Raw genomic sequence first — 19,845 nt, forward strand, 5'->3', positions numbered from 1 at the left:
CTGTCCAACGCACGAGATGTTGAGTCTGTTCCGCTCAACTCTAACTTTTCGGTATCGAGCGTGCGGTTCGATCCGCAACGTGCGAGTGCGGCCGTATCAAACCGCACGTTCGGATGCTTATCGGACAATCGGTTGGATGATTCGCATGCCGAAAGAGAAGATCTCCGTGACGGTGGATCGGGCGGTCTTGGCCGCGGCAGACTCCGACGCCAAGGCGGCCGGTTTGAATCGGTCCGAGCGGATCGAGCAGGCCCTTCGCCACGAGCATCTTCGGATCTCCCTCGCGAACTACGCGGCACACACCGTCCCGGCTCTGGGCATCGAGGACTACGCGCAGAAGGTGTGCCGGGCCAACCTCACCGTCGGTCTGAGCTGAACCCGGGCGACATCGCATCGTCGTGACACCGACCATGAGCTCTCCTGGGGCACGGTAACTACCCACATGGGGCGGTGCTGTCGGCGGCCGGCCGTACGGTCAATCGCGTAGCCGACCTGCCCGATCTTCTCGACGGCATCCGAGATGAGCAGCTGCCCGCCGACTGTCTGCTGCTGCGGGGCGGCCCCGACTCGGTTGAGAAGCTTCTTCGGCACGCTGAGCGAACGCGTCGCATGTTTTGCCTCGACGGCGATCCCGTCCTGGGCATCTCGATGTTCGCCGCAATCGACGACATGGGCCCCGATTCGCTGGACGGATTACTGGCCGGCCAACTGGCCACCTACCGGCTCATCCACACGGTACAGGCCGAAGACCTGATGACAGCAGGATTCCGAGTCGTCCCAACGTTTCGCCGGCCGCACGTCACGGTGCTGGTCGGATCCATCAATGAGATACCGGCGCTACTGGCCGCGCTTGGCCCAACGCACGGCAACGACCACTATGGTGGGAGCAAGCATTGGAGGTCGACCGATGACCGTCGTTGATATCGCTGCGGACCTGAACGCGCAGGACCAGACCGGGTATGTCTGGACGTTCCTCGACGAAGCACGCGAGCCGTCGATCATCACCCCGGGTGCGCTGGTAGTCGCAGGTGATCCCGATACGGCTGCGGTCGCAGTCGTCGTCGATCTGGTCGCGCACCCGAACGGCACGATCGTGCACCTCAACATCCTGCCCGGCTCAATCGAGGATTACCTGGCGCTGGCAAAACGGGTGCACTCAGCCGCCTGACTCGTGGCCGACGCCGGTGACGGCGCTCATCTCCTGAACCGGCGGACCTCGTAGATAGGATCGCGGCCGTGGGCATGGACGACCGCGACGCGCTGCGGGTGCTGCAAGATGCGGTCACCGGCTCCGATGACTTCGCGGCGCGGCTGTTCACCCGCTGGTTCGGCGCCCGCCCCGAAATCCGCGACCTGTTCCCCACCGACCTGGGGAGCATTCGCAGCGCGTTCGCCCAGGCCATCGGCTGGGTGTACGGCGAGTTCGCCGCACACCGGGCGCAGCAGCCGGTGGCGTTCCTCGCCCAGCTCGGTCGCGACCACCGCAAATACGGTGTGACACAAGATCATTACGACGCCCTCGGTGCGGTGCTGTACGCCACGCTGCGCGACGCGCTGGGTGACGGCTGGACTCCCGCCGTCGACGAGGCGGCCCGCGAGTCGCTGCAGCTGGTCATCGGTGTGATGAGCGGCGCCGCCGACGCGGAGGATGGCCCGGCCTGGTGGGATGGCACCGTCGTCGAGCATCTGCGGGTCTCCCGCGACCTGGCCGTCGTCCGCATGCAACTCGAGCAGCCGCTGCCGTACCACCCCGGCCAGTACGTGAAAGTCGAGACGCCGCAATGCCCCCGGCTGTGGCGCTACCTCAGCCCGAGCATGCCCGCCGACGAGACCGGCGCCATCGAATTCCATGTCCGCGCCGTCTCCGGCGGCCTGGTCAGCACCGCGATCGTCAACGAGACCGCACCCGGTGACCGCTGGCGACTGTCCAGTCCACACGGCGGCTTGCACGTCGACCGGGACGGCGGCGACGTGCTGATGGTGGCCGGCAGCAGCGGCCTGGCACCGCTGCGCGCGATCATCATGGACATGTGCCGGTGGGCGGTGAACCCGCGGGTGCAGCTGTTCTTCGGCGGCCGCTACCCGTGCGAACTGTACGACCTGCCGACCCTGTGGCAGATCGGTGTGCACAACCCGTGGCTGTCGGTGACCCCGGTGTCGGAGTACCCGGGCGACCCGGACTGGGCCGCGGACTACCCGGATCCGACGCCGCCGCGGGGACTGCATCTGCGGCAGACGGGGCGGTTGCCGGAGGTGGTCACCCGGTACGGCGGATGGGGCGACCGGCAGATCCTGATCTGCGGCGGCCCGGACATGACCCGGGCCACCGAAGCGGCGCTGCTAGCGAAAGGTGCTGCACCAGAGCAGATTCGGCACGATCCGCTGCTGGCGTAGCGATCAGCACGAGTTCAGTCACCGAACACCGGCCAGCGGGTCAGATCAGCCCACTGCGGCCCGAAGCCTGACTGAAGTGACGAGCAGCGCCTCCACTGCGAGAGCACACCCTCGTCGAGGACGTCGACCTGACCACAGCCCAGATCTTCGTCGACGGCGAACGTCTCACCGACGAACGCGCCGCACAGATCGCCGCCGATGTCCTGGCCAAGGCACGCTCACGCAACCTCATTCCGGGCGGAAAGTCGTTGTCAGGCGGCGCCAAACACTCGCCGGTGGTGCAGGTGCGCGTTTCCGAGAACACCAGGGCCAGGCTGCAAGCGATCGCCGAGGCCCGCAACATGAGCGTCTCCAGATTGTCTCGACAGGTGCTCGACGAATTCGTCTCGCAGCAGGACTGAAGGCGCAACCCGGTCAGAACGTGTCGACGAAGCGCGGCCTCGGCTCGCCTCTTCCGACACCGGCGGATGCCGCCAGAGCAGCCGCGACAAGACTCCGGGTCTCCGCGGGGTCGATGACGTCGTCGATCTCGAAAAGCGCTGCGGCGTTGAGGGCTTTGGCGTTCTCTTCGGCGACGGCGGTCGCCTGCCGGACCACCTGCTCCCGCTCATCGGGGTCAGCGATCGCGGCCAACTCCTTGCGCAGCCCCAACCGCACGGCTCCTTCGAGTCCCATCGGACCCAGATGCGCGCCCGGCCACGCCACCGTCAGCACCGATTCATGCAGACTGCCGCCCATCATGGCCTGCGCACCCAACCCGTAGCCACGACGCAGGATCACCGCCACCATCGGCACCCGCAGCGCAGCACCGGCCACCAGCAGCCGAGATCCCCGTCGTACCAGCGCTTCTGCTTCGGCGGCCGGACCGACCATGTAGCCCGGGCAGTCGACCAGCGACAGGATCGGCAGCCCGAACGCATCGCACAACTGCAGGAAACGCGCGGCTTTGTCGGATGCCGCGGCGGTGATCGCACCGGCCATCACCATGGTGTTGTTGCCGATGATTCCGACCGGGCGGCCCTCGATACGGGCCAGTGCGGTGACCATCTCGGGTGCGAACCGCTCCCGCAGCACGGTCACCGAGTCGGCGTCGGCAATCGTTTCGATGATCGGCTTCAGCGGATAGGCACGACGGGCACGTTCGGGAATCATTGTGCGCAAGGCGTTCTGATCTGCGGCAGCACCGGGCGCAGTCGCGCCCTGGAAGTAGCCGAGGACCCGTTTCGTCACCGCGACGGCTTCGGCTTCGTCGGCCACCACGACGTCGACGACGCCGTTGGGCGCCTGCACACTCAGCGGCCCGACGTCATCGGGGGCGACGTCGCCCAGTCCGCCACCGGCGATCATCGCCGGACCCGCCATCCCGATGGAGGTGTCCGCGGTGGCGATGATCAGATCGGAGGTGCCTGCGATGACGGCGTTCCCCGCGAAGCAGCGCCCGTTGACCACCGCTATCCGCGGCACCAGCCCGGAAAGCTTGGCCCACAGCGCGAATGCCGGAACGTTCAGCGACGATACCGTCGGGTAGTCGGTGTCGCCAGGCCGTCCGCCACCGCCTTCGGCGAAGAAGACCGTCGGCAGGCGCAGCCGGGCGATCAGGTCGAACAGCCGATCCTTCTTCAGATGTCCCAGGGCACCCTGCGTGCCCGCCAGCACCGTGTAGTCATAGGCCAGCACCGCGCAGGTGCTGCGGTCGGGCCCGAACTGCGCGGCGTTAATCGTGGCGGTCCCGGCCAGCAGGCCGTCGGCGGGGGTGTTGGCGATCAGGTCGTCGACGCTCCGGCGGGCACGCTGCGCGGCGATCGCGAACCGGCCGTACTCCACGAACGTCCCGGGATCGACCAGGTCGGCGATATTCTCCCGCGCTGTGCGTCCGCCCGCCTCGTGCCGGCGCCGTACCGCCTCCGGTCGCGCCGCATCCTCGGTCAGTGCGCGGCGGCGCAGCAGTTCCAGGTGGTCGTCGCGCAGCGAGTCGTCGGACATGGGCTGAGTTCCTTCGTCAGTCGGCAGCGATCACGTAATTCGACGGGTCATCCGGATCGACGAACACCGTCACCAGGTCCCGGTCGACGACGATCCCGCGGGGCTTCTGCGAGTAGTTGCGTTTGAAGCGCAGCACCCTGTTGTTGGCCGGGTCGTCGTAACGGGCGGTGAGGACCCACTCGGTGCTGCTGTCGCCGTTCGGGCTGTAGGTGGTGTTCTCGACGATGGACTCGACCACACAGGTGAGGGGTTCCCCGATCCGGACGGTGCGTTCCTGGCGGCGGCGGTCGCGGCGGGTGAAGAAGATGAAGGTTCCACCGAGCAGGCCGAACACCGATCCGAGAAACGTGAAGATGAGCGCGTTACTCCAACCCGCGAAGCCGCCGAGTCGCGCGTCGCCGGGATTGTCCGGCCGATAGAACACCGACAGGTGCTCCCCCACTTCCGGTTCCGAGTTCGAGCGATCACCCGGCGCGTACCGGTAGCTGCGCCCGTCCACGGTGTATTCGACGGTGATCGCGTACACGGTGGAGCCCTCCTTGTCGCGGGACTCGATCCGCTCGACCACCACCGCGTCGGCGGTCTGTGCCCCGGCCCGGAAGTTCACGGTGCGCCAGGCCACGCCCACCCCGATGACCAGGAACAGCACCCCCAGTATCGCGAATGCCCAGGGGACGTAATCCATGACATCCCGCTTCCGAGCCGCACGCAGCGCCAACTGTCGTTTCGGGTCGGTCACCGCCTCGTCCTCGGGGTGCTGCATCGGTCTCCTTTCGTCATCGAACGACGATACGCACGCAGGACTGGCTAGGCTGACAGCGTGCAGATCCTCACGCTCCGCGACCCGGTATCCGCGCTGACTGCCATGTATGTTCCAGATGCAGGAATGATCTGCACGTCACTGGCCGACGACGGCGTGGAGTTGCTCGGGCAGCGCCGCGGCCTGGACGCCTACGTCACCGAGCACAAGACGATGGGCATCCCGCTGCTGTATCCGTGGGCGAATCGGTTGAGCGGCAACGACTACCGCGTCGGGGATACGGCGGTGACGCTGACCCCGGGCACCGGCGGGGTGCACACCGACGAGCACGGCTCCCCCATCCACGGCACGCTGGCCGCCTGCCCCCGGTGGCGGGTCAACGCGCTGTCGGACTCACAACTGGTCGCAGAGCTGGACTTCGGCGCCGACCCGGAGCTGCTGGCGTCGTTCCCGTTCCCGCACCTGCTGGAGATGAACATCCTGCTGGCCGAACGCACGCTGCGGGTTCGCACCACGGTGACCGCCACGACTGATGCCGCGGTGCCGCTGTGTTTCGGGTTCCACCCGTATCTGACGATTCCCGGGGTGCCGCGCAACGAGTGGCGGATCGAGGCACCGGCGATGCGCCGGCGCGAGGTCGACGCTCACGGCCTGCCCACCGGCGTGGTGGCCCCGCAGCCGGCGCTCGATGAGCCGTTGGGCGACAACACCTTCGACGACGGCTACGACGAGGTTCCGCCCGGGGCGGTGTTCGCGGTCTCCGGTGGCGACCGCCGCATCACGGTGCACTTCGACGGCGGCTATCCGGCCGCGCAGATCTACGCCCCGCACAGCGACGACGTCGTCTGCTTCGAGCCGATGGCCGCACCCACCGATGCGCTGCGGCAAGGCGGATATCGGGTGGCGCAGCCGGGCGAGCCGGCTGTCGCACAGTTCTCGATCCGGGTCAGCTGAACGATCCCGCCGATCACCAGGGAATCAGATCGATGATCCAATCCCACACATCCCGCACTCGGCTCCGCCTGCGCTCCGCGCGCTGCTCCGGTGAGAGTTCCTGCTCATCCTCGTAGCCCCACAGCCAGCTGCGCCGGCGCTTCCGGGGGTGGTCCTGGCCGTCTGGGTTCATCGCCGCGGCTGCCAGACCACCACGGCGGTGCTCTTCGGGATCACCGCGACCTCCCGGCGCTGGTTGCGCCGCAGCATCTCCACCTCGGCGGCCATCTCCTCAACCCGCGACTGCAGCACCTCGACCTGATTGGTCAGCTCGATGATCCGCTTGATGCCGGCCAGGTTGACGCCTTCGTCGTGGGAGAGCCGCTGCACCTCCCGCAGCAGGTCGACGTCGTGCTGCGAATAACGCCGCCCGCCACCGGAACTGCGCCGCGGACTGACCAGGCCGAGCCGGTCGTAGGTACGCAGCGTCTGCGCGTGCATCCCGGCGAGCTCGGCGGCCACCGAGATCAGGAACGTCCGCGAGCTCTCCGAGGGACTCATGGCCGGTTGCCCGCCCAGCCCGCCCTGGGGTCGAAGCCGCTGGACCGCTCGGCCTCCGCGTACGCCTCCAGCGCCTGCTCCGCCGCACCCTCCAGGTTCGGCGGCACCGCGACCTTGACGGTGACCAGCAGGTCGCCGTTGCCGCCGCTGCGTTTCGGCACACCCCGGCCGCGGACCCGCAGGATGCGGCCGTCGGCGGTGCCCTTGGGCACCCGAACTCCGACCTTGCCGTCCAGCGTCGGCACCGAAAGCGTTGTGCCGAGCGCCAACTCGGAGAAGCTGACCGGGATCGTGACGGTCAGGTCGTCGCCGTCGCGGCTGAACACCTTGTCCGGGCGGACCCGCACCGTCACGTACAGGTCGCCGGACGGCGCACCGCGCAGCCCGGCCTCACCCTGACCGGCCAGCCGAATCCGTTGGCCGTCTTCGACTCCCGGCGGAATCCGCACGTTGATGGTGCGGGTCCGCGCCGCCCGGCCGGTGCCCTTGCACTCCGAACACGGGTGCTCGATGAGTGATCCGCTGCCGCGGCAGTCGGTGCACGGCTCGGAGAACCCGAACGCGCCCTGGTTGCTGCTGATCACCCCGGAGCCGTTGCACGCCGCGCAGACCTTGGGGCTGGTGCCCGGACGTGCGCCGCTGCCGTGGCAGTTGGTGCACGGCGCCGCGCTGGTCAGCCGCAGCGGCATCTCGACGCCCTTGGTGGCCTCCAGGAAACTCAACTCGGAGTCGGTCTCCATGTCATTGCCCCGCCGCGGCCGGCTGGGCCGCTGCTGCGCGCCGCGACCGAACAGTCCACCGAACAGGTCGCCGATGTTGGCACCGCCGGTCTGCCCGGCCTGGCCGAACAGATCGTTGAGGTTGAACTCCGCACCGTCGGCACCGGGGCTGAAACCACCGCCCCCGCCGAAACCGCCGCCGCGCCGGCCGAAACCGCCGCCGGCGAACAGTCGCCGGGTCTCGTCGTACTCCTTGCGCTTGGCCTCATCCGACAGAACGCTGTAGGCCTCCGACACCGCCTTGAACCGCTCCGCAGCCGCCGGATTGTTCGGGTTCTTGTCCGGGTGCAGCTCCGAGGCAAGTTTGCGATAGGCGCTCTTGATCTCCTTCTCGCTGGCGCCGGAGGAGACGCCCAACTCCTTGTAGAAGTCCTTCTCGACCCATTCACGCTGGGCCATATCGCGTCACCCCCTCTGCGGTGTCAGTCGGCCGTCGGTTCTGCGGTGGCGCCGGTGGCGTCGGCATCCGGCACGGTGTCGACCACGCCGACCATCGCGTGCCGCAGCACCTGCTCGCCGAGCCGGTAACCCTGCCGCAGGACGGCACCGATCACCGAGTGGGTGCCATCGCCCTCGTGCTGCACGGCCTCGTGCAGCGACGGGTCGAACTCGTCACCCTCGCTGCCGAACGGTGCCAGGCCGAGTCCGGTGAGCACACCGGTCAGCTTGTCCCCCAACGCCTTCAGCGGTCCGGACTCCAGGTCGCCGTGGGTGCGGGCCCGGTCCAGGTCGTCGAGGACGCCGAGCAGTTCGGTGACCACCGCGGCCTTCGCCCGGTCGCCGGCGACCTGCGCATCGCGCAGCGCGCGCTTGCGGTAGTTGGCGAAGTCCGCCTGCACCCGCTGCAGGTCGGCGGTGAGCTCCGCGACCGGGTCGGCCTCGGGAGCCTCTTGCGATTCAACGACTTCCGGCTCGCCCGGCGCCGGCCCACTGGGGGCCGGGCCGGACGTGCCTTCACGTGCTGCACCGGTTTCGGGATCGATCCGCCGCTTGTCGGTGACGGTGATCACCTCGGGTTCGGGTTCGGATTCCGCACCGGTTTCCGAGGTCACTTGGCGGCTCCGTCGTCCTCGACCACTTCGGCGTCGACGACGTCGTCGGCACCGGCGTGCCCGGCGTGACCGTCAGCGCCCTGCTCGGCCTGGGTGGCCTCGTAGATCGCCTGACCGAGCGCCTGCGACTCCTCGCCGAGCTTCTCCATCGCGGACTTGATCGCGCCGATGTCGGTGCCCTCCAAGGCCTTCTTGGCGTCGGCGACCGATGCCTCGACCTTGGCCAGCACGTCCTCGGGCACCTTGGAGCCGCCTTCGGCCTCCTTCTGCTCCTTGACGAACTTCTCCGTCTGGTAGACCAGCGACTCGGCCTGGTTGCGCACGTCGGCCTCTTCGCGACGCTTGCGGTCCTCGTCGGCGTGCGCCTCGGCGTCCTTGATCATCCGGTCGATCTCCTCCTTGGACAGGCCGGAGCCCTCCTGGATCTTGATCGTGTTCTCCTTGCCGGTGCCCTTGTCCTTGGCGGTGACGTGCACGATGCCGTTGGCGTCGATGTCGAAGGTGACCTCGATCTGCGGCACGCCGCGCGGGGCCGGCGGGATACCGGTCAGCTCGAAGGAGCCGAGCAGCTTGTTGTGCGAGGCGATTTCGCGCTCACCCTGGTAGACCTGGATCTGCACCGACGGTTGGTTGTCGTCGGCGGTGGTGAAGGTCTCACTCCGCTTGGTCGGGATGGTGGTGTTGCGCTCGATCAGCTTGGTCATCACGCCGCCCTTGGTTTCGATACCCAGGGACAGCGGGGTGACGTCAAGCAGCAGAACGTCTTTCACCTCGCCCTTGAGCACACCGGCCTGCAGTGCGGCGCCGACCGCGACGACCTCGTCGGGGTTGACGCCCTTGTTGGGCTCCTGACCGCCGGTGAGCTCCTTGACCAGGTCGGTCACCGCGGGCATCCGGGTGGACCCACCGACCAGCACGACGTGGTCGATCTCGGAGACCGAGATGCCGGCGTCCTTGATGACCGACTGGAACGGCTTGCGGGTGCGGTCCAGCAGGTCCTGGGTGATCTTCTGGAACTCCGCGCGGGTCAGCTGCTCGTCGAGGAACAGCGGGTTCTTGTCGGCGTCGACGGTGATGTAGGGCAGGTTGATCGAGGTGCTCTGCGAGCTGGACAGCTCGATCTTCGCCTTCTCGGCGGCTTCACGCAGCCGCTGCATCGCCATCTTGTCCTTGGTCAGGTCGATGCCGGACGTGCCCTTGAACTTGTCGACCAGCCATTCGACGACGCGGTCGTCCCAGTCGTCGCCGCCGAGGTGGTTGTCACCGGAGGTGGCGCGCACCTCGACGACACCCTCGCCGATCTCCAGCAGGGACACGTCGAACGTGCCGCCGCCGAGGTCGAAGACCAGGATGGTCTGCTCGTTCTGGCCCTTGTCCAGGCCGTAGGCCAACGCGGCGGCGGTCGGCTCGTTGACGATCCGCAGCACGTTCAGGCCGGCGATCTGGCCGGCCTCCTTGGTGGCCTGACGCTGGGCGTCGTTGAAGTAGGCCGGCACGGTGATGACGGCGTCGGTGATGTCCTCACCGAGGTAGGCCTCCGCGTCACGCTTCAGCTTCATCAAGACGCGCGCGCTGATCTCCTGCGCGGTGTAGTCCTTGCCGTCGATCTCGACTTTCCAGTCGCTGCCCATGTGGCGCTTGACCGAACGGATGGTGCGGTCGACGTTGGTGACCGCCTGGTTCTTCGCGGGCTGGCCGACCAGCACCTCGCCGTTGCGCGCGAACGCGACGACCGACGGGGTGGTGCGCGAGCCCTCCGAGTTGGCTACGACGACGGGGTCACCGCCCTCAAGCACCGAAACGCAAGAGTTGGTGGTCCCGAGGTCGATTCCGACCGCACGAGCCATGGTGTTTTCCTCCCTGGTAGAGATTGTGAAGTCTGAGCGGACTGCGCTCAAGGATGCGCTTACCGCAACCCTGCTGTCAACTCCGACTTGAGTGACTATCACTCAACTTGTCGATGTGGTCAACGGGCGGTGCCGCAGATTTGTTCCGGGCGCCTTCCTAACTGTAGGAACCCGCGTGTCGTGTCCAAATCCCACTTACGTGTCCAAGACGTGTCCTGAGCGTGTCGTTGTCTCAATACGGTGTCCACGGAGCGCACACTTCCGGATATGGCCCGAGGCCAGCTCAGCGCGACGCAATGTCACTACGTGTCGGCTGGCGGAGACGAGCAGTCGACGACCGTCGGCAAGGTCCAGTTGGCATCGGTGGTTCAGGGGCTGCCCGTTCGTCCGATACGGTCTTTCGCCGGGCAGCGGCACTACCCGGGCTTGTTCTGGTCCATGACCACCAAGAGCCACTTGGGTTACGAGAGCCTTCTTGAACGCGACCGTCTGCTGCTCGCCGATTTCGACTCGGACGTTGTCGGCATCGCGGCCCAGCCGCTATGGCTTGTCGGGGAGGACAACGGTGCGGCCCGCCGACATGTTCCCGACCTGCTGCTGGCCCGCCGCGACGGCAGCTTCGTGGTGGTGGACGTAAAACCTGCGGACATGCTGACGCATCCCAAGGTCTCGGCTGTCTTCGCATGGACTTCGCGAGTCTGCGCATCGCAGCAATGGAGGTACGAGGTCTGGACTGGTGCTGACCCGATCGTGCTCGCCAACGTTCGTCAGATGGCGGCCGGCAGGCGAGGCGAATTCGTTGACGGTGCGAGCGTCGCCGCTGTTCGATCCGCCATCCGTCCCGGACTGACGTTCGGTCAATTGGAATCTGCGGCGAGACGGCCTCGTTGGGCGGTCCGCAGAGCGATGCTCTGGCTGCTTTGGCGCCATGAACTCCGGACGGACCTGACGCGGCCTCTGAGCCCGGATTCGATCGTTGAAATTGCGGTTCCATCGTGACCGCCTCCGTCGAATTAGTGCTCGGCAGCCAGGTGTGGTTTGACGGTGATGTTTGGACCATCACCGAGTTCGGTCGGGGAGTCGTCACCTTGTCGTCGGGGCAATCGGTCCGCACTGCCACCATTTCGACGTTGGCGATGTCCGCCCAGCCAATAACGGAACCTTCGCCAAGCCCCCAGGACCGCGAATTGGTGCCCGTCGTCCTCGGCATGCTCGACTCGGCTGCGTTAGCCGATCTTGAACGGCGCGCCAACGCTGTCCGATCGATTCTTGACGAGCCGTGCCTCCGCAAGGGAGACCGAGGACGCGCGATCGAACGCAAAGCCGCCGAGCTATCCGTCTCCACAAAAACCATGCGTCGGTGGATAGAGGGTTACACGCAGTCGGGCGTGGCCGGTCTTGCGGATTCGAAGCTAACGCGAAAGCGTGCGCCGCAGGTTGATCCCCGGTGGGAAACAATGCTCAAGACCGTACTGGTCAGCTTCGCAAACGCGTCGACGCCGACGCGGGGCGCCGTGATCGACGCGACACATCGAGCAGTTGTGACCGAGTACGGCGCCGACGCCGTTGTGCTGCCTTCCCGCTCCGCCGCTTACCGGCGTGTGGAGGTGCATTCCAAGGGGATGTACACGTTCGGCAGTGCCAAGGCACGTCGTTCGGCCGCCGGTCGTCCTGCAGGTCCATACGGCCGCCTACGGGCGACCCGGCCTGGTGAGTACATCGTCTTGGACACCAATGCCCTCGATGTTTTCGCGATGGAGCCGGTGACATTGCGATGGGTTCCGGTGGAACTCACGGTGGCGATGGATCTCTACACCCGCTGTGTACTTGGCTTGCGCCTGATGCCGGTGTCGACTAAGTCCCAGGACGTCGCGAACGTGCTCTACCAGTCCGTCACCCAGCAGTTCGGAATCGATGACGGCGAACAGTCCGTGTGGCCATTTCACGGCGTACCGAAGAACGTTCTGCTGGGCTCCGAGGACATCGAGGCGATCGCTGAATCGTCACCGGATCGTCGTCCCGCTCTTGTGCCAGAGATCATCGTGGTCGATCACGGCCGCCAGTACCTCTCGGCTCATGTCATCGGTGTGTGTGCACGATTCGGCATCTCGATCCAGCCGGCAATCCCGAACAAACCGACGGACAAACCGACGATCGAACGCTTCTTTCTCACCCTGCGGCAGTCGCTGCTGCAACACCTTCCGGCGTACAAGGGCCCGGACGTCTACTCGCGAGGCAAGGACGTGGAAGGTCAGGCGTTCTACTACGTCGGAGAACTCGAACAGATCATCCGCGAGTGGGTCGGTTCGGTGTATCACCGTACGAAACACCGCGGACTGTGCGTGCCAGAGCTGGGTCCGGGCAACTTCTCCCCGGCCGAGATGTGGGAGATAGGTTTGGCTCGTTCTGGCGCATTGACCTTGCCGGCACGTCGCGACTTGGCCTACGAATTCCTCGACGTTAAGTGGCGCACCATTCAGCACTACGGCGTCGAAATCAACGGGCAACGCTATGACGGCGAGGGCCTCAACGGCTTCCGCGGTGCCCGGTCTCCCTACGGCGGCAAGCACGCGGGTCACTGGCCCTTCAGTATCGACACCCACGACGTGAGATTCGTCTATTTCAGGAACCCCGATACCAACGAATGGCACTGCCTGGAGTGGGAACACGCTGCTGGGCTGCACGGTCCATTCGGCCAGGACGCCGCCGACTACGCCAAGAGCATCAGTCTGCGCCAAAACCGCCACGTCGACCCCTCGCAGGCGGTACATGACCTGTTGGAGGCATGGAGTCGAGATGCAGTCCGGACCCGACGAGACCGGGTTCTTGCGAAACGGATCGCCGCAGGTCGCGTCTCCCACTCTCAGCCCACGATCGAAGAAATCAGCGATGAAGACGAACGCATGTCGGCCTCGCTACCGGCAGTCATCGATCTTGTTGCGCGACGCCAGCAGACACGAACCCATGTAACGGACGATCTCGATGACGTGTTCGACCGCTACTACGACGAGCACCCCGACGAAGCCGCATTCGAGGTTTTCGACGAATGACGAACCGGTGGGCCCGCTGGCTGGCAAGGAACGGCACTGCCTCATACCAGCTGTCCCGCAAACAGGGGTGGAACGCGTTCGCCAGTTCGGGGCCTCGTGACGACTTCGAAGTCTTGAGTCGCAAACAAATGGACGCGCTCCCCGACGATCATCGGGAGGACTACAACGAGGCGCGGATGGTATGGAACGCGAATCTTCCGACGGTGAAGACGGCACAGCTCAAGGCCGCCTACGGCATCATCGACCAGGTCATGTCTTCCAATCGACGCGACAGTGACCGCCTGCGCGGTTCGGTGGTGATCGACGCCGAGCCCGGGTTGGGTAAAACAACGATCGCCACTCGTTACGCGCGAGGTTTCCACCGTGCGGTCTACCGGCGCCAGGGACCTAAAACACCTGAAGGCCACCAGCGTCTGCCGGTGGCCTTCGTTTCGCTCAGCGCCGGGATCACGCTCAAGGGGCTCAATCAACAGATCCTGCGGTTCTATGGGCATCCCGCCGTCGACCGAGCCTCCACGTCGAAACTGGGGGCCTTGGCCGTTGACTGTGTGACGTCGTGCGCGACGAGGTTGATCGTGATAGATGACTTGCACTTCATCGACTTTCGACATCGCAACGGCGTAGAAGTGTCTAACCACCTCAAGGGGTTGGCGAACGAGATGGCGGTCACGTTCGTTTACGTCGGCGTGAAGCTGCGCGAAAAACGCTTCTTTGACGAGGGGCTCATCGGGGAGCAAGCCAGCTACGCGCAGACGAGCCGCCGTGCCACGCGGTGTCCGGTCGCGCCGTTCGCGGTCGACAGTGACGCGGGGTTCCGCGGTTGGGTCAGCGTGCTTGGCGCGTTCGAAAGTCACATCAAGCTCGCCGACGCCAAGCCAGGCATGCTGGTCGATCACGCCAAAGAGCTGTACCGGCGAACCCAAGAAAGAATCGCGTCGCTGACCAATCTTCTCGACCGCGTCAGCTACCTCGCGATCACAACCGGCGTTGAAACCATCACTGATGAACTGATCGCGGCAACAACGATCGACAATGCGGCCCAGATCAGCAGCAGCTCAACCGTCTAAGCCGTCCGGCCGGGGCCGCTTGCTTCGGTCGGTGCCGGCCGGCTATGACATCGATCGCTGGCCGGTCGCAGTCGCGATCCGCCCTGATGAGACGATTGAGTCTTGGTTGACGCGCGCCGCCAAACGGTACGGCATCACACCGCGGGAGTTGATCTCCGAAGCGGGCGCACAGGATCGCTTACAGCGCCCAGGCCAGTTGACGAGGCTGATTCGTCAGCACGCCGGCGTGCTCGCGCTCAAGCTCGGCTGTCCGGAAGCCGACACGATCGCGACTGCGGCCGAGATGGCGCCCAATGCCGCCGTCGTGGACTACCTGGCCCGCTATCGCGGGGTTACTCGGCCAATACCGGCGGGGAGCGCGTTTTGTCCTGTCTGCCTGGCGGTGCCCGACCCGCATTGGAAGCGCGAATGGTCCAGCATGTTGGCGATCGCCTGTGTCCGGCACGCGTGTTTGCTCGTGCGCACCTGTCCGCGCTGTGGTGAACAGCCCTGGTCGACGGTGTCGTGGCTGTCGCTCGACGCCGATGCTCCGCTTTACCGTTGCCCAAACCGGCCGCGTCGTCCCAGTGGCCGCATGCGGCGCGGGCGCCGCTGCAACTTCGACCTGCGAACGATCAGCCCTTACGGCATGGACGCCGAGGCGGTCGATGCGCACAGACTGGCGTTTCGACTCTGGCAGCAGTACGTCCACGATCCCGCCAGCCTGCTGCGCGTTGTCGGTATCGAGATCACCGCAACGATCGCCTTCGACGGGCTGTGTCAACTCGTCGACGAATCCATCAGGATCGTGACCCTGTTCGAAGACACCTACGATCGCACCGCATTGGTGCGTGCGCTGCGCAACGCCGGCCAGGTGCTCTCCTCCACCTCGGCGACGGTCGCCGCGCAGCAAGCGGACGCTGTGGGGCTACTGAACCCCGCCGGATCTGTCACTCCCGTCGGTCCCGACAACGTGTTGCTGCGCCGCAGACGCAATCCGCTGCTCGCCGCGATACGCCTGGGTTCTGTCCGCGCGACGTTCAGTCCAGCCGCCCAGCTCACGTTCGACTGCGGCAATCGCCATCCTCGCTACCCAGTTCGTGAAAATGATGACCGCACCTGGCTACGGCTCCCCGAACACCACCCCGAGCTGGCCGAGATCGATCACGCACAGATTCCCCAAGTTCTCTGGTCTGGCACCGTATGGACCGGCGCCGAAGATGCCACCACCTTGGCTGCTGCGGCCCAAGCGATGGCGCTGGCCAAGATCGGCAACACCCGCCCATGGGCCATCATCGCTCTAGACCTCGGACTACCGAAGGGCATCGCGGTCCCGGTAACGCAGTATTGGCGACGAGTCGTTCGCGACGGACTGTGGCCGGAAGCCCTTGCTGCGTTGACGGAGCTGAAGGAGCAGCTGCGCCGCAACCCACCCCCGATCGACTACCAGCAGCGACGCATCATCGCCGACGACCCTCGGCGGCTAGTGCGTGCACTGAAATCTGCCGGTGTCGGCGGGCGCACCTGTGACGGTAGGGAGTTCCACGGCGTTGTCCGCCGCTACTGGGAACTCTTCACCGGCGGCGATATTCGCTATGCAGCTCCCCCGTACACGCTCCCCGCCGAGCAACACAGGGACTGGCCCACGAAGCGAGCTGACATCGACGACGACCACAATGAGACCTTTCGGAATGCCTACGCGCTCATGACCGCTGCGAATGCGCTCCCCCCCAGCGGTCCTCTGACGTGGCAGCCGCCATGAATAGCCAGTGTGAACCCACCCAGCGCCTGTGGTCAGGTTGCCGTTGGTCCTGCCGTCTACAGGCGGGCAAAACTGCAAGACCTGGTGACGGTAACGGTGCTGAAGCTTCAATCGCGGGACATCCGCTCGCTCTCAACAGCTCAGCTACTCAACGAAGTAGAAGAAGAAGTCCGCGGTTGGGCGATATCGAAACCTATTCTCGCCGCACGTAGGCTTCGAAGCGACGGGACTCGTGGCGTCAGGCTTGGCCAGATCGTCGAGATCCACGATTGGCTGGCCGATAGAACGCTAGACATATCGCTCCACGATCGATCCCGAGTTTCGCATATCGTTGCTCGCGCTAACCACACTCTCGGCTACGGCCGAAGTCTTTGGTCTGATGTACTCGCCGGCAGCGAACACGGTCCGCCGACTCAAGGCGCACGGCGGTGAGATCGTTGCAAGTCGGCGATGCGGCGGTCGAGGAATGGGAGTGCCTCACGGTATGCACTCCCCGACCAGACGAGGTTGAGCCCCTTGGGGTGTACTCACCTCAACTCCGTCGTTACCACCGCAGCCCGCCGAAACGGCGCTTTGCCTACCGCCCTCTTCAACACCTCATAGGCACTCACCCCCGACCAGTCCTGCGACTACCGCGGCCCCCGCCTTACCCAACAATGCGTACATCGCTACCAGCACCCTTTCATCTCCGTTCCCCCGATCGGCAAAACGTTTGGCCTTCGCCCGCATTCGCATCATCATATTGCAATATCAATATATGCCGTGGGCCGGCAACGCCACGGCTGTCGGTTCCGGTTGAATCCCGAGCGTGGGCTGCCCAGGGTTCAACCGGAGCCGACAGCGGCGACCCTGGGACACGCAGCCTCGCTCGGCTCGCTGACGGCTTATCGGCAAGATGTGGCTTGACCTCGGCCGCGCCGACGCATGCGGCCAACCAGGGCGGGCCCTCGAAATGCTTGCGGCGCAACCCTCCACCTGATCTACTATCTACGTACGTAATACGTAGTTCGATTGTGGCGCATCTGGCGCACCGGTCAGAAGGGAACAGATGATGGGGTTGTTCGGCACGGTGGGAGTCAAGTTGCGGCAGCGTAAGGCCACGATCGCGGCGGTCCTGGCGTTCGCAGTCATCGGTTTGGGGGTCTTCTTCGTCGGGACATGGGCCGGCTCCACCGGCACGCTCACCTTCGGCACGGTGACCGCGTCGGCCCCGCCGGTCAACGATGCACCCGCCGGACACGGCCCGGATGAGCCGTGCTGTGGAAAACCGATGATGATGGACAAGGACCACCAGGGTCCGAAGATGCGCGAAGGCATGCCCATGGACAACATGCCCATGGACAAGATGGGACCGAAAGCCGGTATGGACTGCTGCGACAAATAGCCATCTGCGACCGGGAAGCGAAGTTCTGCATGGTTGGGATGGTTCACGGGCTGCCGACACATCCGTTTTTGGCACATCTGGTGGCGGCGTTGGTGCCACTGGCCGCACTGCTGGCGATCCTGGCGGTGGTGTGGCCCGCAGCGCGGCGCCGCATCGGTGCGATACCGCTGTTCGTTGCCACGGCGGCGCTGCTATTGGTTCCGCTGACCACGGCAGCCGGTGGCACGCTGCGAGCGCAGGTGATGATGGGCGGAGCGGTGCTGAGTCGACACGTCACGCTGGGAGGGCAGGTCATCGTCTGGGTTGCACTGTTGACCATCGCACTGACCTGCTGGTGGGCGTTGCACACCCCGATCTTCGCCGGCACCGTGGGCGCCGTTGCGCCGGCGGCCCGCCGGATCGGTGCCACCGGCGCCGGTGCCGCAACATTGCTGTTTGCGCTGGCCTGCGTCTGGTCGACGGTGCGGGCCGGCGACAGCGGAACACAAGCGGTGTGGGGCACACTGCCCTGCTGTGCAGGCATGGCAATGTGAAGCCATGAGTGCGGCACGCGAGTTCGGGTCTTTGGAAGCGGTGATCATGGACCGGTTGTGGGCCAGCGACGGTGCCACCAGTGTGCGGGAGGTGTTCGAGGAGTTGCAGGCCACTCGCGCCATCGCCTACACGACGGTGATGAGCACCATGGACAACCTGCACTCCAAGGGCTGGCTGGACCGAGATCGGGACGGCCGGGCTTTCCGGTATTGGCCGGTGCTCAGCCGCGAAGAGCACAGCGCCCGCCTGATGCGCCAGGCATTGGCGGGCGCCGCTGACAACCCCGACATGGTGTTCGCACATTTCGTGCAGGAGATGACCGCCGAGGAGTCGGCGGCGCTGCGCAAGGTGCTCGATCAAGCATCCCGGGGGCGTTCCCGGTGAGCGTCGCCATGTGCCTGCTGCTCTACAGCGTCCTGGCCCTCACCGTCGGCCCACTGGCGCTGACTTGGCTGACGCGCGGCGGAGATGCCCCGGGGCTCGGTGTGTCGGTTTGGCTGGCCGCAATGCTCAGTGTGCTCGGGTCCTGGATTTCAGCGACGATATTTTTAGCCGCGGACGTGGTACACACCGGCTGGACCGGTGTGGCGATGTGGCGCGCCTGTTTGGCAGTGGTGCGTAACGTGGCGGCGGGCGAGCACGGCTTCCTCGTCCAGGCCATCGCCCTGGCAATCGTTGCGTCCGCGATGTTCGGTCTCGGCCGGCTGGGTTGGCGGGTGCATTGTGCACTCAGCCGGGCCGACCGGCAGGCAGCCGAACATGCTCACGCGGCCAGAATTGTGGGCCGCCGTTACCCCGGACTGGATGCCGTCGTGCTCGATGGCCGCACACCGGCCGCCTACTGCGTCGCCGATCCGACACGGACCACGATCGTCACCACCGGCGCACTTCACGTCCTCGACAGCGCCCAACTAGACGCCGTCCTCACCCATGAACGTGCCCACCTCGACGAACACCACCACCTGCTGATCACCTTGACCCGCAGCCTGGCCACCGCCTTGCCCTGGATTGCACTGTTCACCCGCGGTGCGGCCGAGATCGCTCGACTGCTGGAGATGCGGGCCGACGATGCGGCCGTGCGCGCACACGGCCACCAAACGCTACTCGAAGCTTTCGCAGCACTCACCACAGGTTCGGGCGTACCCGCCGCAGCACTTGCCGCCACCGGCGGCGACATGCTCAGCCGCGTGCAGCGGCTGATGTCCCCACCGCGTGGCCATCGTCTGCCACTGGCGGTGTGCAGTCGGCTCGTCGTAACCGGGGTGCTCATAACGAGTCCGATCGCGGTGGCAACAGTGACCGCGGTGAACTCCGGGCTCTGCGGCTTTGCGGCACTTTAAGCCATCGAGTACATCGACATGCCGGGGTGTGTGCGATCTTTCCCACACTCGTTGACCAGGGCAGGGATTCGGATTAGCTGAACCTTGACCCATGCCGCGCCTAGCGGGGTCGCCACCAGTGCACGGCGGCGACAGCGACGGCCAAAGGCACAGGGTGAACAAGACCGGGGCCCCCTCCAGGACCTCTGCCTGACTGTAGGAGGGCGGGCCCGCCACGGTGCTGGCAACGATCGCGTGGTGTGGATACGCTCCTCCTTAGGCCCACGCTTCGCTCGCGGGCTACCTCAGCGGCCGGCCGGTTGTGCATCGATCACCATGTGTGCGGCCTTGACCCGATGCTCCGGGTGAGCGAGCGCCGATGTCGTGGTATACCAACGTCATTCACCGGTTCGCCGTCCTGCGACAGCGATGTTCACTGTG

Annotated in this window: 21 protein-coding genes; 14 read left to right on the forward strand and 7 right to left on the reverse strand. The window is 65.8% G+C overall.

What is annotated here, in order from left to right; genetic code table 11:
* Window positions 1-145 precede the first annotated feature (145 nt).
* The 5 genes from KIH27_RS02900 (at window position 146) to KIH27_RS23160 (ending at window position 2,795) form a co-directional block, all read left to right on the forward strand.
* A complete protein-coding gene (locus tag KIH27_RS02900) occupies window positions 146-376 on the forward strand; it encodes a ribbon-helix-helix protein, CopG family (RefSeq protein WP_214091469.1) in 231 nt (76 codons plus the stop codon).
* A gap of 74 nt (window positions 377-450) precedes the next feature.
* Entirely contained in the window at window positions 451-921 is a 471-nt protein-coding gene (locus tag KIH27_RS02905) for a hypothetical protein (RefSeq protein WP_214091408.1), read from the forward strand.
* Window positions 908-1,168: a hypothetical protein gene (locus KIH27_RS02910; protein ID WP_214091409.1), complete on the forward strand. Its 261-nt coding sequence runs from the start codon at window positions 908-910 to the stop codon at window positions 1,166-1,168. Before KIH27_RS02905 ends, KIH27_RS02910 begins: the two co-directional genes overlap by 14 nt.
* A 74-nt stretch (window positions 1,169-1,242) precedes the next feature.
* Window positions 1,243-2,394: an FAD-binding oxidoreductase gene (locus tag KIH27_RS02915; protein WP_250149495.1), complete on the forward strand. Its 1,152-nt coding sequence runs from the start codon at window positions 1,243-1,245 to the stop codon at window positions 2,392-2,394.
* A 95-nt stretch (window positions 2,395-2,489) separates the two neighbouring features.
* Window positions 2,490-2,795 carry a DNA-binding protein gene (locus KIH27_RS23160; RefSeq protein ID WP_214091470.1) on the forward strand — a complete coding sequence of 102 codons (306 nt, stop codon included), beginning with the start codon at window positions 2,490-2,492 and terminating at the stop codon, window positions 2,793-2,795.
* Between the two features lie 13 nt (window positions 2,796-2,808).
* Here KIH27_RS23160 and KIH27_RS02925 read toward each other — a convergent pair whose 3' ends face one another.
* Entirely contained in the window at window positions 2,809-4,377 is a 1,569-nt protein-coding gene (locus KIH27_RS02925; protein WP_214091411.1) for an acyl-CoA carboxylase subunit beta, read from the reverse strand.
* A gap of 16 nt (window positions 4,378-4,393) precedes the next feature.
* Window positions 4,394-5,140 (reverse strand): DUF3592 domain-containing protein, encoded by a 747-nt coding sequence (locus tag KIH27_RS02930; RefSeq protein ID WP_214091412.1) that lies wholly within the window; start codon window positions 5,138-5,140, stop codon window positions 4,394-4,396.
* Window positions 5,141-5,197: 57 nt separating this feature from the next.
* Between KIH27_RS02930 and KIH27_RS02935 the strand changes: the two genes are divergently transcribed.
* Window positions 5,198-6,091 (forward strand): aldose 1-epimerase, encoded by an 894-nt coding sequence (locus KIH27_RS02935; RefSeq protein ID WP_214091413.1) that lies wholly within the window; start codon window positions 5,198-5,200, stop codon window positions 6,089-6,091.
* 168 nt (window positions 6,092-6,259) lie between these two features.
* Here the strand turns inward: KIH27_RS02935 and KIH27_RS02940 are convergent, their stop codons facing one another.
* The 4 genes from KIH27_RS02940 to dnaK are packed head-to-tail and all read right to left on the reverse strand — an operon-like array spanning window position 6,260 to window position 10,309.
* Window positions 6,260-6,631: a heat shock protein transcriptional repressor HspR gene (locus KIH27_RS02940; RefSeq protein ID WP_214091414.1), complete on the reverse strand. Its 372-nt coding sequence runs from the start codon at window positions 6,629-6,631 to the stop codon at window positions 6,260-6,262.
* Complete coding sequence (dnaJ, locus tag KIH27_RS02945) at window positions 6,628-7,809, reverse strand: molecular chaperone DnaJ (RefSeq protein ID WP_214091415.1); 1,182 nt, start codon at window positions 7,807-7,809, stop codon at window positions 6,628-6,630. The genes KIH27_RS02940 and dnaJ overlap by 4 nt, the downstream gene beginning before the upstream one ends.
* Before the next feature lie 23 nt (window positions 7,810-7,832).
* Window positions 7,833-8,462: a nucleotide exchange factor GrpE gene (grpE, locus tag KIH27_RS02950; RefSeq protein WP_214091416.1), complete on the reverse strand. Its 630-nt coding sequence runs from the start codon at window positions 8,460-8,462 to the stop codon at window positions 7,833-7,835.
* A complete protein-coding gene (gene dnaK, locus KIH27_RS02955; RefSeq protein WP_214091417.1) occupies window positions 8,459-10,309 on the reverse strand; it encodes a molecular chaperone DnaK in 1,851 nt (616 codons plus the stop codon). The genes grpE and dnaK overlap by 4 nt, the downstream gene beginning before the upstream one ends.
* 267 nt (window positions 10,310-10,576) lie before the next feature.
* Here dnaK and KIH27_RS02960 point away from each other — a divergent pair, with 267 nt between their 5' ends.
* The 4 genes from KIH27_RS02960 to KIH27_RS02975 are packed head-to-tail and all read left to right on the forward strand — an operon-like array spanning window position 10,577 to window position 16,167.
* A complete protein-coding gene (locus KIH27_RS02960) occupies window positions 10,577-11,308 on the forward strand; it encodes a TnsA-like heteromeric transposase endonuclease subunit (protein ID WP_214091418.1) in 732 nt (243 codons plus the stop codon).
* Window positions 11,305-13,359, forward strand: coding sequence for a TnsB C-terminal domain-containing protein (locus KIH27_RS02965; RefSeq protein WP_214091419.1), 2,055 nt, complete (start codon window positions 11,305-11,307; stop codon window positions 13,357-13,359). The genes KIH27_RS02960 and KIH27_RS02965 overlap by 4 nt, the downstream gene beginning before the upstream one ends.
* Complete coding sequence (locus KIH27_RS02970; RefSeq protein ID WP_214091420.1) at window positions 13,356-14,426, forward strand: ATP-binding protein; 1,071 nt, start codon at window positions 13,356-13,358, stop codon at window positions 14,424-14,426. The genes KIH27_RS02965 and KIH27_RS02970 overlap by 4 nt, the downstream gene beginning before the upstream one ends.
* A gap of 31 nt (window positions 14,427-14,457) precedes the next feature.
* On the forward strand, window positions 14,458-16,167 hold the full coding sequence (locus KIH27_RS02975; protein WP_214091421.1) for a TniQ family protein: 1,710 nt from the start codon (window positions 14,458-14,460) through the stop codon (window positions 16,165-16,167).
* A 527-nt stretch (window positions 16,168-16,694) separates the two neighbouring features.
* Here the strand turns inward: KIH27_RS02975 and KIH27_RS23265 are convergent.
* Complete coding sequence (locus tag KIH27_RS23265; RefSeq protein ID WP_372451291.1) at window positions 16,695-16,778, reverse strand: hypothetical protein; 84 nt, start codon at window positions 16,776-16,778, stop codon at window positions 16,695-16,697.
* Between the two features lie 437 nt (window positions 16,779-17,215).
* Here KIH27_RS23265 and KIH27_RS02985 point away from each other — a divergent pair, with 437 nt between their 5' ends.
* Genes KIH27_RS02985 through KIH27_RS03000 form a run of 4 tightly spaced genes read left to right on the forward strand, consistent with a single transcriptional unit; the run spans window position 17,216 to window position 19,425 of the window.
* A complete protein-coding gene (locus tag KIH27_RS02985) occupies window positions 17,216-17,551 on the forward strand; it encodes a hypothetical protein (protein ID WP_214091422.1) in 336 nt (111 codons plus the stop codon).
* 29 nt (window positions 17,552-17,580) lie between these two features.
* Window positions 17,581-18,084 carry a hypothetical protein gene (locus tag KIH27_RS02990; protein ID WP_214091423.1) on the forward strand — a complete coding sequence of 168 codons (504 nt, stop codon included), beginning with the start codon at window positions 17,581-17,583 and terminating at the stop codon, window positions 18,082-18,084.
* A gap of 4 nt (window positions 18,085-18,088) precedes the next feature.
* On the forward strand, window positions 18,089-18,469 hold the full coding sequence (locus tag KIH27_RS02995; RefSeq protein ID WP_214091424.1) for a BlaI/MecI/CopY family transcriptional regulator: 381 nt from the start codon (window positions 18,089-18,091) through the stop codon (window positions 18,467-18,469).
* Complete coding sequence (locus KIH27_RS03000; protein ID WP_214091425.1) at window positions 18,466-19,425, forward strand: M56 family metallopeptidase; 960 nt, start codon at window positions 18,466-18,468, stop codon at window positions 19,423-19,425. The genes KIH27_RS02995 and KIH27_RS03000 overlap by 4 nt, the downstream gene beginning before the upstream one ends.
* The last annotated feature ends 420 nt before the right edge of the window (window positions 19,426-19,845 follow it).

This window comes from Mycolicibacter acidiphilus, assembly GCF_018455725.1.
In the GTDB taxonomy this organism is placed as follows: Bacteria; Actinomycetota; Actinomycetes; order Mycobacteriales; family Mycobacteriaceae; genus Mycobacterium; species Mycobacterium acidiphilum.